Source organism: Bradyrhizobium sp. F1.4.3, from assembly GCF_040548375.1.
Classification (GTDB): Bacteria; Pseudomonadota; Alphaproteobacteria; order Rhizobiales; family Xanthobacteraceae; genus Bradyrhizobium.
Map to the genome: position 1 here is coordinate 486,411 of NZ_JBEPRN010000002.1, position 12,532 is coordinate 498,942.

Here is a 12,532-nt window from a genome sequence, read left to right on the forward strand (position 1 = left end):
AGCTAGGACAACTCGATCGGCGCACCCCTGCCGCTGAGTTCTTCGTCGAGGCGCAGATAATGCGCGAGATAATCGTGTAGCGCGGTCGCCGCCTTCGATGTCGCGCCGCTCGACTTGTAGAGCAGAAGCTCGATCTTCGGCAGCGGCGGCAGACCTTCATTTGGCCCGATCTCGCGCATCGCCGGCACCAGCGCGCTGCGGCCGAGCACGGTGACGGCCATGCCGGCAAAGGCTGCGGCTTGCAGGCCGCCGACGCTTTCGCTGACGCAGGCGATGCGCCAGCGCAGGCTTGCACGTTCCAGCGTATCGATGGCGTAGTCGCGATAGATGTTGCCGGGCGGAAGCAGTGCAAGCGGGATCGGGCGTTCCTGATGCGCCGAGGATTGCTCGCCGGTCATCCAGACCAGCTGCTCGCGCCGCACCACTTGGCCGCCGGTGAAATCATTCATGCGGGTGACAAGCGCGATGTCGACGTCGCCGCGCTTGACCAGGCCGACCAGCGGTGTCGAGAGCGCGCAGTTGAGCTCGACCTGGACGCGCGGAAAGGATTTTCGGAACACGCTGAGGATCGAGGGCAGCATGAACGCCGCGTAGAGGTCGGGCGTGCCGAGCACCACCTGACCCTCGATCTCCTGCGACGCCAGTTGCGAAATCAGCTCGTCATGCAACCGCAGGATGGATTTGGCGTAGGTGAGAACCGTGGTGCCGTCGTCGGTCAATATCAGCCTTCGGCCGCTATGCTCGAACAACTGCTTGCCGGTGAGCTCCTCGAGCCGCTGCAATTGCAGGGTGATGGCCGGCTGCGTGCGGCCCAGCCGTCGCGCGGTCTCGGTGATGCTACCGGTCTCGACCACCGAAATCAGCGACCGGAGCATACGGATGTCGAGACTGATGAGGTTCATGCGGCGTCCATGTCGCCCAGAATTTATGCAAGTTCCATGCTAGGGAGGGCCGGCGCAGACGTCACCTCGCCCGTGGTGCCACGCCTGCGGATTTTCCTCCCGGCCGGCCCTTGCGCGCCGCATTCCAGAAAGTCTCGGCCGCCCGGGTCATGCGGGCGCGCGTGCGGAACAGGGAAACGCTGATCGGAATATCCCACTCCCCGCCGCCAGCTCGCAGCAGACGGCCGCCGTCGAGATCGGCGCGGACGAGGCTCATCGGCGCCCAGGTTACGCCACGCCCCTCGCGCGCCATGTCGATCAGCAGCATGACCGGTGCGGCAAAGCCCGGAACGAGCCAGGCCGTCGGATCCTTCGCCGCCAGGAACGATGTGACAAGTCGTCCCACGCCCGAGCCCGGGTGGTAGGCGAGATAGGGCAGCGGTGCACCGGATGCGCCGGGGAGAGCGTAACGAGGCTGCGCCTTCCTGCTGCGGCGTGCGCCGCGGGTCGGCTTGGCGACCGGCGCGCTGATCGGGACCAGAACGTCGGTCGCGAGATCGACGCGCTGGAAGCGGTCGATATCGAGCCGGCTCACCAGCGACGGATGATAGTGCGCCAGCATGAAGTGAGCTTGCGCGTCCAGCAGCAGCTTCTCGCAGCCGGCAAAATTGGAGGCGACCAGCTGAACCGCTGCGCCGGCGCGCGCGCTGTCCGAGTTGCGGATCCATTCCGCAAAAAAGGTCTGCGACAGTGAATGCGTGGCCGCGAAGGTGATGGTCTCGGCCTTCAGCCGCGCCACTTCGAGAGCCTCCTCGCGGCCGACCAGGACCCGGCGCAACACGTCCTCCGCGACGGGGCGGAAGCTTTCGCCCGCAGCGGTCAGCGTGATGGTGTGCGTCGAGCGCTCGAACAGCTGCGTTCCCAGCCACTCCTCGAGCGACCTGATGCGGCGGCTCAAAGCCGGCTGGGTCACGTGCCGTCGCTCGGCGGCGCGGGAGAACCCGCCCTCCTCGGCGATGGCAACGAAGTCCTCCAGCCAGACCAGGTCCATAATAACGTTTTGTCCTCAAATCATACCGATACGGCATTAGCGCCTCGGGCGCTGCTGGTCCAATGTAAACGGCATCGCAAAACCAGAACAAGGCGCCACTCCGCATGGCGCGACGATGCGTTGGAGGAAATCAATTGCAGATCGCCGCAACTCCGCTATCCGAGCCCATATCGAGCCCGGTCTCCGAAGGGCGCCGCAAGCCGCTCTGGCGCGAGCAGTATGTCCTGGTGGTCGCCGGCGCCGCGCTCGGCGCGCTGTTCAGCTTCCTGCTGCCGACCGTTGCGGTCGAATTCAAGCCGCTCGGCGATGTCTTCATCTCGCTGATCAAGATGACGATCGCGCCGCTGATCTTCCTGGTCGTGGTAACCGGCATCGCGCAGGTCGGCGACATGAAGGCGGTGGGCCGCATCGGGCTCAAGGCCTTCGCCTATTTCGAGGTCGTGACGACGATCTGCCTGCTGATCAGCTTCGTCGTGGTGCGGTGGGTCCAGCCCGGCGCCGGCGTGGCCCATGCCACCGCGCAGCAGGCCGAGGCGGTCGCCCGCTATTCGCAGGCCCATGTCGGATCGCTGTCGGCCTATATCCAGCACATGATCCCCGAAAGCTTTGTCGGCGCATTTGCGAGCGGCGACGTGCTCCAGGTGCTCGTGCTGGCGCTGCTTTGCGGCATTGGCTTGTTACTGCTCGGCGAAAAGGCCGGGCCGCTGCGCACCGGCCTGGAGCGCGTGACCGAGCTCGTGTTCAGTGTCGTCCATGTCGTGGTGGCGCTGGCGCCGATCGGCGCCTTCGGCGCCATGGCCTTCACTGTGGCGAAGTTCGGCGCCGCGACGCTCTATGCGCTGGCGCTGCTGGTCGGCACCGCCTGGGCGATGATGGCGTTCTTCATCTTCGTCGTTCTCGGTACGATCTGTCGCCTGGTGGGCATTCGCCTGATGGACCTCCTGCGCCTGCTGCGCACCGAGCTGCTCGTCGTGCTCGGCACCTCGTCGTCGGAAACCGCCATCCCCGGCATGATGGAGAAGCTGCCGAAGGCGGGCGTCGGGCGCGCGGTCGCCGGCCTCGTCATTCCCTCCGGCTACTCCTTCAACCTCGACGGTGTCGCGCTGACGCTGCCGCTCTCGACGATCTTCGTCGCCCAGGTCTACGGTGTCGAGCTCAGCGCCGCGCAGCAGCTCAGCCTGTTCGTGGTGATGCTGTTCACCAGCAAGGGCGCGGCCGGCGTCACCGGCGGTGCGTTCGCCGCACTCGCCGCGACTGTGGTCGCCGCCGGGCTGCCCGCGGAGGGACTGGCGCTGTTGCTCGGTATCGACCGCTTCATGTCGCTGGCCCGCGCCATCACCAACACCATTGGCAACGCGGTCGCCTCGATCGTGGTTGCGAAGTGGGATGGGGAATTCAACCGGGAGGACTGGGCCCAGTCCGCCGCTAAAATCCAACAAGCGAAGTAAGGATCCAAGGTTTCCAATATGGCCACCAACACCAATGAACTGCCCGTCATCGCGCTGACCCCTGGCGATTGCACCGGTATCGGCCCCGAACAGATCGCGCGCATCCTCTCCGACGACCGGCTCGCGGATGTCGCGCGCCTCGTCGTAGTCGGCGATGCCCGCGTGCTCGAAATGGGCATGGCGCATGCCGGCGTGAAGCTGAAGATCGAGCGGATTGCCTCGCCCAAGGCGGCCTCCTGGGGCCGCGGTACCGTGCAACTCGTCGATCTCGGCAACACCGATCCGTCGAAATTCCCGATCGGCAAGGCCAGCGCCGAATCGGGCCGGCTGACCGCCGAGACGCTGTCGCGCGCGATCGATTTCTCCAAGGCCGGCGAGGTGGATGCGATCACCTTCGCGCCGCTGAACAAGCGGGCGATGTTCGACGGCGGCTGGAAGTTTCCCGACGAGCACAAGATGTTCGCGAGCCTGCTCGGGCACACCAGCTATTTCTCCGAGATGAACGTGCTGGACGGCCATTGGATGTCGCGCGTCACCGGACACCAGTCGCTGCGTGAGGCGCTGGATGGCATCCATCCTGAGAGCATCACCGATGCGATCGAGCTGGTGGATCGGATGATGCGGAAGGCCGGCGTTGCCAAGCCGCGCATCGCGGTCGCAGCCCTCAATCCGCATGCCGGCGAGGGCGGCCTGTTCGGCCGCGACGAGATCGAGATGATCCGGCCGACCGTCGAAGCTGCCGCCAAGACGGGGATCGCCTGCACCGGGCCATATCCCGCCGACACTGTCTACATCCGCGCCTTTGCCGGCGAGTTCGACAGCGTGGTCGCGATGTATCACGACCAGGGCCAGATCGCGACCAAGCTGCGCGGCTTCAACCGCGGCGTCACCGTCACCGCCGGTCTCGAGACCGTCTTCACCACGCCGTCGCACGGCACGGCATTCGATATCGTCGGCCAGGGCGTGGCCAAGACCGGCGCACTCGAAAGTGCGGTCCGTCTGGCCGCGCAACTCGTCTCGATCAAGGTCAAGGAGGCTGCCTATGCACACTGATCGCAGGACCCTGCTCCAGGCGGCGGCCGCGCTTCCGCTCGCCACCGTCGGCACCAATGCTGCCTTCGCACAAGCGCCGGCCGCGGTACCCGCGGCTGCGCCGCCAAAGGACGTGACGCGTGCACTGGCGCACTATCTCGTCACCGCGAGCTATGACGATCTGCCGGCCAATGTCCGGAAAGAGGGCGTCCGCACGTTACTGAACTGGGTCGGCGTCGCCATCGGCGGCTCGCATCACCAGACGGTCGACATCGCGGTCGCGGCCCTCGGCCCGTTCTCGGGCCCGCAGCAGGCCTCGCTGTTCGGGCGGCGCGAGCGGTTCGACATCATGAACGCGGCCTTCATCAACGGCGTGTCGAGCCACATCTTCGACTATGACGACACGCATCTGAAGACCATCATCCATCCTGCGGGCCCGGTGGCTTCGGCCATCATCGCGCTGTCGGAAATGCAAGGACTTCCTGAACGCTCTGGTGCTCGGCGTCGAGACCGAGTGCAGGATCGGAAACTCGGTCTATCCGAACCACTACGATGTCGGCTGGCATATCACCGGTACGGCCGGCGTGTTCGGTTCGGCTGCCGCCGTCGGCAAGCTGTTGAAGCTGAACGAGCAGCAGATGACATGGGCGCTGGGTCTGGCTGCCTCCCAGCCGGTGGGCCTGCGCGAATCGTTCGGATCGATGAACAAGAGCTTTAATCCGGGTCGTGCTGCCTCCAGCGGCATCTTCGCGGCGATCCTGGCCTCGAAGAATTTCACCTCGTCCGATGCGATGATCGAGGCTAAGCGTGGCTGGGCCAACACGATCAGCACCAAGCAGGACTACAACGAGATTCTGGGCGATCTCGGCAAGCGCTACGAGGCCGCGCTCAACACCTACAAGCCGTTCGCCTGCGGCATCGTCATGCATCCGGCGATCGATGCCGCGATCCAGCTCCGCAACGAGAACAAGGTGACAGCGGACCAGATCGAGCGTGTCGACCTCAAGGTCCACCCGCTGGTGCTGGAGCTCACCGGCAAGAAGACGCCGAGCCAGGGCCTCGAAGGCAAATTCAGTATATATCATGCAGTGGCGGTCGCGATCGTCGAGGGCGCCGGCGGCGAGAAGCAGTTCAGCGACCGCGCCGTGACCGATCCGACCATCGTCGCGCTGCGCGGCAAGGTGAATCCGGTCATCACGCCCGGCATCAAGCCGGAGCAGGTCGATCTCACCATCGTGCTCAAGGACGGGCGCAAGCTCAACCGCTACATCGAGCACGCCATCGGCAGCGTCGAGGTGCCAATGACTGACAAGCAGCTCGAGACAAAGTTCTCCGATCTTGCCGAGGGCATTATTCCTGCAGCGATGATCCGCCGTGTCATGGATGCATGCTGGAACGTCGAAGGTCTGGCCAACGCGGCGGAAATCGCCAAGATGTCGGTCTCGTCCTGATTCTGGAGTCCATAGGAATGCCGTCACGCCGCCGTTTCCTTCAATCCGCCGGCTCGATTGCCGCTTTGGCTGCAACCGGCCGCCGCACGGTCCGTGCGGCGGGCCCGGGTGTCACCGAACGGCTTGCGCGCTACATGGTCGCTGCGCGCGATCAGGAATTGCCCGAACAGGTGCTGCGCGAATGCAAGCACCGAATTCTCGATACGCTGGGCGCCATGGTGTCAGGCTCGCGGATGAAGCCGGGCGAGATGGCGCTGAAATATGTTCGCACGCTCGGCGGCGATGCGCAGGCCTCCGTCGTCGGCTCCGATTTCCGCACCACGGCGGTCAACGCGGCGCTGGCCAATGCGATGTGCGCCCATGCCGACGAGACCGATGATTTCGAGCCCGTCACCAAGGCGCATCCGGGATGCTCGGTGGTGCCCGCCGCGCTCGCTTTTGGCGAGCGCGAGCATCGCAGCGGACAGGACGTCATCCGTGCGGTTGCGCTCGGCTACGACCTGACCTGCCGCCTGCTGATGGCCCTGGGCCCTGATCTCGTGCGCGGTTCGCACCGGAGCGCCGAAGGCACGTCGTCGACCTTCGGTGCGCTGGGCGCCGCCGCGTCGCTGGCGCGGCTGGACGAGAAGGGGATGCGCTATGCGATCTCCTATTCGTCGCAGCAGGTGTCCGGCCTGTGGAGCTGGGTCAAGGATCACGACCATATCGAAAAGGCATTCGACTTTGCGGGCATGGGCGCGCGCAACGGCGTCATGGCCGTCGACATGGTGAACAACGGTCTCACCGGCGTCGACGACGTGCTCGATGGCACCCACAATCTCTTCATTGCGCTCTCGACCGATCCGAAGCCGGAGGAGATGGTGAAGGATCTCGGCAGCCGCTTCTATGTCACGGAGACGGCGATCAAGACCTTTTCGGTCGGCTATCCCATCCAGTCGCCGCTCGATGCGATGCTGACGCTGCGCAAGCAGTATGGCCTCACCCCGGACGATGTCCGCAGCATCCTGGTCAAGCTGCCGACCGACGCGATGGGGATCGTCGGCGAAAGCGCGATGCCCGACGTCAATTGCCAGCACCTCGTGGCGGTCGCGCTGGTCAAGGGCGCGGTTTCGTTCAACGACAGCCACGACGTCGCGTTGATGCACGATCCCAGGATCTTGGCGCAGCGCGACAAGGTGACGCTGGCTGGTGACAAGGCGCTGATGGATCCGGCTGCGCCGCGCGGCGCTGTCGTCGAAGTGACATTGACCGATGGCAAGAAGGTGGAGCACTTCACCAAATATCCGCCGGGCACCAAGGAAAACCCGCTGAGCACGGAAGCGGTGGCGGCGAAGACGCGAGACCTGATCGCGCCGGTGCTGGGCGCCGACAGGGCCGAGAAACTGATCCAGCAGATCGGCGATCTCGAACGGCTTGACGACGTCGGAAAGTTAAGGCCATTGCTGACCGCGTAATGCAACAATCAATAACAAGACAAACATCGAGGAAATGCCCATGCGCGGGGTTCTCCGACGCTCCCTTCTTGCCACCTGTGCGGCCGTTCTGTTCTGCGGCGCCGCGGTAGCTCAGGATTATCCCGTCCGTCCCGTCAAGATCATTGTGCCGTTCCCGGCAGGTGGCTCCAACGACATCATCGCCCGCATCGTCGCGCAGAAGCTCGCCGAGCGATCCGGCCAGACCTTCATTGTGGAAAATCGCGGCGGCGCCGGCGGCAATATCGGCGCCGAAGCGGTCGCGAGCGCGGAGGCCGACGGCTACACCTTGCTGCTGACCGCGCCGCCGCCGCTGACGATCAACGCCTCGCTCTACAAGAAGCTGCCGTTCGATCCGGCCAAGGCCTTTGCGCCGGTGGCGCTGGTGGCCTCCGTTCCGATCGTGCTGGTCGTGAATCCGTCGGTGTCCGCGAAGAACGTCGGTGAGCTGATCGCGTTTGCCAAGGCCAAGCCCGGCACGCTGAATTTCGGCTCGTCCGGCATCGGCTCGACCAATCATCTTGCGGGCGAGCTGCTCAAGAGCATGGCCGGCATCGATATCGTGCACGTGCCCTATCGCGGTGCCGCGCCGGCGATGAATGATCTGCTCGCAGGGCAAATCCCGTTCATGTTCGACAACATGCCCGCGGTGCTGCCGCAGGTCCAGGGCAAGGCGATCAATGCGATCGCGGTTGCCGGTGGAAAGCGCGCGGACGCGTTGCCTGACGTGCCGACGGTGGCAGAGACCGTTCCCGGCTTCGAGGCTTCATCCTGGTTCGGACTGGTGGCGCCGGCAAGGACGCCCGCGCCGGTGCTTGCCAAGCTGAGCAGCGAGCTCGAAATCATCCTGACGATGCCCGACGTCAGGAAGCGGCTTGCCGAACTCGGCGCCGAGCCTGGCGCGGTGTTCGGAGCCGCCTTCGGACAGTTCATGACGGAGGAGACCACGAAGTGGGGCAAGATCATCCAGGCTTCCGGCGCCACGGTGGACTAGGCGAGATGGGTGCGGTAACAGCCTGGCAACGGGCGAGGGCGGCATGGATCTAAATCTCGGCGGCAAGGTTGCCGTCGTCACCGGCGGCAGCATCGGCATTGGCCGGGCGATCGCCGCCGAGCTTTCGCGCGAGCAGGCGCATGTCGTCATCGTTGCGCGCGACGCCGGGCGGCTTGCTGCGGCGGCGCAGGACATGTCGCGGGATACGGGCCGGCGTGTGATCGCCTGTGCCGGCGACATGACAAACCCCGATGATATCGCACGGGCAATGGACACCGCGCGCGACGCTTTCGGCCGTATCGACATCCTCGTCAACAATGCCGGCGCCTCGCCGATGGGCCGGATCGCTGAGACGCCAGACGCGACCTGGGCCAAGTCGATCGAGCTGAAGCTGCTCGGCTATGTCCGTTGCGCGCGGAGCGTTCTGCCGGCGATGCGCGATCGCCGCTGGGGCCGCATCATCAACATCATCGGCCGCAGCGGGCATCAGCCGCGGGCGGCTTACCTCGCGGGTGGTGCGGTCAATGCAGCGCTCCTGAACTTCACGCTGGCGCTCGCCGAAGAATGCGCGCCCGACAACGTATTGGTCACCGGTGTCAATCCCGGTCCGGTGCAGACCGATCGCTGGGACAGCCTGGTCTCCCAGGGCGCGGCGATTGCGGGGCAGGATCCGGGCGCGGCAAATGCTGCTGCCATTGCCTCGGTGCCGCTCGGGCGTGTCGGGCAACCGCACGAGGTGTCCGGTCTTGTTGCCTTCCTCTGCTCAGATCGCGCATCTTTCATTACGGGTACCTGCATCAATGTCGATGGCGGTGGAACGAGGTGTATCTGATGGCTAGCGAACTGCGGAAGATCGGTGTCAGCGACGACTGCGAGCTTGCGGTTCGCATCGACGACTATCTCTTGCCGTGGGACACCAAACCGCCGGTCGTCATGCTGCATGGCCTTGCCGAGAGCGGCGAGGCGTTCCGGCGCTGGGTGCCGTACTTCGCCACGCATCATCTCGTGGTGCGCCCCGATCTGCGCGGCTATGGCGATTCGACGCCGATGCAGGGCGATTACGTCTATCGCTTCGCGGGTCTTGGCGACGATATCATCCGTATGCTGGATGCGCTGAAGTTCGAACGCGTCTTCCTGGTCGGCGGCAAGATCGGCGGCACGCTGGCGATGCATCTCACGGCCAAGCATCCGGATCGCGTGATCGCGCTCGCCGCGGTCGGCACGCCGGCCTCGCTGACGTCGTTCTCCGAGCGGGCGCCGACCTGGCGCAAGCAGATCCGCGAGCAGGGCGTGGAAGCCTGGGTGCGCGAGACCACGGCCGGTCGGCTCGGCTCGTCGCTGCCGCCGGCGGCGCTCGACTGGTGGATCAAGCTGATGTCGAAGACCAGGGCTTCGACGCTGGAGGCATTCCTCAAGATGGTGCCGACCGTCAATGTCACCGGTGAGCTTCCGGCGATTAAGCGCCCGACGCTCGTGATCACAACGACCGGCTCGGGGCTCGGCAGCGTCGATTCCGTCAAGGCGTGGCAGGAGACGATTCCGGGCTCGAAGCTTGAGGTGCTTCCCGGCGATTCCTATCACGTTGCGGCCACTGACCCCGACGTCTGCGCGCAGAAAGTTCGTGCGTTCTTCGATCGCGTCGCGACCTAAGGCGTATTGGGCAGGCCATTGGCCCGCCCATCGTTCTTCTCTATGACTAGCGTCCGAAAAGGCCAAAAATCAGGGAGTAAAGCCATGACAAGAACCACTCGACGTAACGTGCTCGCTGCCGCAGCCGCGATGACCGCGGCGGGTATCGCAGATAGCGCGCCGGCGGCAGCGCAGGCCGGACCGAAGCCGATCTTCCCGGTGCCGATGGTCACGATCCCGATCGTCGGCGAGACCAACGTGTTCCAGGTCCGCCGCATCTACTGCATCGGACGCAACTACGCTGCGCACGCGATCGAGCGCGGCTCGGATCCGAACCGCGAGCCGCCGTTCTTTTTCCAAAAGCCGACCGACGCGATCCAGAACGTCGCGATCGGCGAGGTCGCCGATCATCCCTATCCGTCGCTGACCAAGAACTATCATCACGAGGTCGAGCTGGTCGCCGCGCTGAAATCGGGTGGCACCAACATCGCGGCCGAGAAGGCACTCGAGCATGTCTACGGCTACGCACTCGGCCTCGACATGACCCGGCGCGATCTCCAGAACGGCATGGCCGCGGAGAAGAAGCCGTGGGAGATCGGCAAGAGCTTTGACCACGCCGCTGTGCTCGGCCCGATCCATCCGGCCAGCAAGACCGGCCACTTCGACAAGGGCGCAATTTCGCTCGCGATCAACGGCACCGTGAAGCAGAGCTCGGACCTCAGCAAGATGATCTGGAGCGTCGCCGAGCAGATCGCAAAGCTTTCGGAAGCGTTCGAACTGAAGGCCGGCGACATCATCTATTCCGGTACGCCGGAAAATGTCGGGCCGGTGGTGAAGGGCGACGTGCTGCTCTGCAAGCTCGAGGGCTTGCCGGACATGTCGATCAAGATCGTCTAGCAGCGGTAGCTCTTTTCGCCTCTCTCCGAAAGAACGGGACGAGGAGGCGCACCGCCAGCTTGTCGGCGGTTCGTCCAACCCTGGAGGCGCAAGATGTTGCGGCATGGCTTGATCGTTGCGTTAGGCTTCGTCGTCGTTGTGACCAGCGTTCCCAGCGTGAGAGCTGAGGGGCCAAGCGATATTGCTCCGACAGGGCCGCTGCGCGTGGCTGTGGCCGTAGGCCCCGCCGCCTCGGCCTTCTGGACCACACGCGATCCGGCCACTGGCAAGCCTCGCGGCGTCACCGTCGAACTCGCCAAGGCCGCCGCCGACAAGCTGCACGTGCCGTTGCAACTCGTCGAGTACCGGAGTTCGGACGAGATCGCCGCGGCCAGCAGCAAGGACGTCTGGGATCTCTCCTTCATGCCGGCGGACGTCAAGCGCGAAGCGTTCGTCGACCAGGGGCCCGCTTATGTCGCGTATATGAGCGGCTATCTCGTTCGCGCCGGCTCGGACATCCGCTCCGTTGCGGACGTTGATCGCGCTGGAATGCGGGTCGGCTGCATCGAGGGGACCTCGACGTCCCGCACGGTCGAAAAGTCGTTGAAGCAGGCCAAGCTGACAAAGTTCGTGAAGCCGGAAGAGGCGGCTGATTTGATCGGCAAAGGTGAGCTCGACGCGCTCGCGATGGGCATGGGAGCTCTGGATGATCTTTCGCGAAAGTTGCCGGGAACCAAGGTGCTGGACGAAGTGATCCAGTCGACCGGTGTGGTCGTGGTTGTTCCCAAGGGCAAGGCCGTGGCGAAGGCCTGGGCCGCGCATTTCCTGGATGAAGCGAAGGCGGACGGCACGGTCCGCCGCGCGCTCGACGGCAACGGATTTGCGAACGACAAAGTCGCACCGTAGGCGGCTGTCCCTTCGCGATCAGGCCGCGGTGGTTTTCGGCCGCAGCCGGTCGACCGTCCGCGCGATCAGTGCCGCCACGTCAGCCACCTTCGGCCCGATGCGAAATTCCGGCCCCGCGACGACGACGGAAAGGCGGCGGCCGCCGATCGGCAACGGGATCGCGGCGCCGGCGAGGTCGCGGCTGTAGTCGGCGAAGCTCTGGCAGTAGCCGCGCGCGATCGAATGACGCAGCTCGGTCTCGACCGCCTCGATGCTGATCGGTGTCGACGGGCCATACTGCTTGAATTCAATTTTGCGATAGACGGAGTCGCGCTCCTCCGGCGAATATTGCAGCAGCAGCGCGCGGCCGCTGGCGGTCGCGTGGATCGGCACGCGATGGCCGATGGTCGCGAAATAGCGGATCGCGGCTTGGGACTCGACGACGTCGATGAACACCGCCATCACGCCGGCCGGCGCCACGATCGACGCGGTCTCGCCGGTCTCCGCCGAGAGGTCGGCGACCAGCGTATGCGTCCACGGCGGCAGCGGCTCGACCTCCGAGATCATCTGGGCCATCACGAGCAACCGCGGCGTCGGATAGAAGCCGGCGCGCGGCCGCGGCTCATAGAGATAGCCCTTCTCCGACAGCGTCGCGAGCAGGTTGAAGGTGGAGGAGCGCGGCCAGCCGAAATGATCGGCGATTTCCGCAAGCGTCGCCGGCTTCCTCGTTTGCGCGAAGAATTCCATGATCTCCAGGACGTTTGCGGCTTGGCGAACGATCATGATGGATCCCGTCTGGCGACGTGTTGTGCT

Annotated in this window: 11 protein-coding genes and 1 pseudogene; 9 read left to right on the forward strand and 3 right to left on the reverse strand. The window is 65.1% G+C overall.

Translation table 11 applies throughout. The features are described 5' to 3' along the window. Positions 1 to 2: 2 nt before the first annotated feature. Both ABIB73_RS09760 and ABIB73_RS09765 read right to left on the reverse strand, forming a co-directional pair. Entirely contained in the window at positions 3 to 902 is a 900-nt protein-coding gene (locus ABIB73_RS09760) for a LysR substrate-binding domain-containing protein (RefSeq protein ID WP_354223428.1), read from the reverse strand. A 61-nt stretch (positions 903 to 963) separates the two neighbouring features. Further along, positions 964 to 1,932 carry a LysR family transcriptional regulator gene (locus ABIB73_RS09765; protein ID WP_354223430.1) on the reverse strand — a complete coding sequence of 323 codons (969 nt, stop codon included), beginning with the start codon at positions 1,930 to 1,932 and terminating at the stop codon, positions 964 to 966. A 134-nt stretch (positions 1,933 to 2,066) separates the two neighbouring features. Between ABIB73_RS09765 and ABIB73_RS09770 the strand changes: the two genes are divergently transcribed. From ABIB73_RS09770 to ABIB73_RS09810, 9 genes and pseudogenes are all read left to right on the forward strand, one after another. Further along, positions 2,067 to 3,380 (forward strand): cation:dicarboxylate symporter family transporter, encoded by a 1,314-nt coding sequence (locus ABIB73_RS09770; protein WP_354223432.1) that lies wholly within the window; start codon positions 2,067 to 2,069, stop codon positions 3,378 to 3,380. An 18-nt stretch (positions 3,381 to 3,398) separates the two neighbouring features. Next, a complete protein-coding gene (locus tag ABIB73_RS09775; RefSeq protein WP_354223434.1) occupies positions 3,399 to 4,433 on the forward strand; it encodes a PdxA family dehydrogenase in 1,035 nt (344 codons plus the stop codon). Beyond that, positions 4,423 to 5,863, forward strand: a pseudogene (locus ABIB73_RS09780) (MmgE/PrpD family protein). The gene ABIB73_RS09775 and the pseudogene ABIB73_RS09780 overlap by 11 nt, the downstream one beginning before the upstream one ends. A 17-nt stretch (positions 5,864 to 5,880) precedes the next feature. Continuing rightward, entirely contained in the window at positions 5,881 to 7,317 is a 1,437-nt protein-coding gene (locus ABIB73_RS09785) for an MmgE/PrpD family protein (protein ID WP_354223436.1), read from the forward strand. A gap of 40 nt (positions 7,318 to 7,357) precedes the next feature. After that, a complete protein-coding gene (locus ABIB73_RS09790) occupies positions 7,358 to 8,329 on the forward strand; it encodes a Bug family tripartite tricarboxylate transporter substrate binding protein (protein WP_354223438.1) in 972 nt (323 codons plus the stop codon). 43 nt (positions 8,330 to 8,372) lie between these two features. Continuing rightward, positions 8,373 to 9,161: an SDR family oxidoreductase gene (locus tag ABIB73_RS09795; RefSeq protein WP_354223440.1), complete on the forward strand. Its 789-nt coding sequence runs from the start codon at positions 8,373 to 8,375 to the stop codon at positions 9,159 to 9,161. Next, positions 9,161 to 9,979, forward strand: coding sequence for an alpha/beta fold hydrolase (locus ABIB73_RS09800; RefSeq protein ID WP_354223442.1), 819 nt, complete (start codon positions 9,161 to 9,163; stop codon positions 9,977 to 9,979). The genes ABIB73_RS09795 and ABIB73_RS09800 overlap by 1 nt, the downstream gene beginning before the upstream one ends. Before the next feature lie 84 nt (positions 9,980 to 10,063). Further along, entirely contained in the window at positions 10,064 to 10,855 is a 792-nt protein-coding gene (locus tag ABIB73_RS09805; RefSeq protein ID WP_354223444.1) for a fumarylacetoacetate hydrolase family protein, read from the forward strand. Positions 10,856 to 11,059: 204 nt separating this feature from the next. Continuing rightward, entirely contained in the window at positions 11,060 to 11,740 is a 681-nt protein-coding gene (locus ABIB73_RS09810) for a transporter substrate-binding domain-containing protein (protein ID WP_354223446.1), read from the forward strand. A gap of 18 nt (positions 11,741 to 11,758) precedes the next feature. On the opposite strand, the gene ABIB73_RS09815 is transcribed toward ABIB73_RS09810, so the two are convergent. Continuing rightward, entirely contained in the window at positions 11,759 to 12,502 is a 744-nt protein-coding gene (locus ABIB73_RS09815; protein ID WP_354223448.1) for an IclR family transcriptional regulator, read from the reverse strand. Between the last annotated feature and the right edge of the window lie 30 nt (positions 12,503 to 12,532).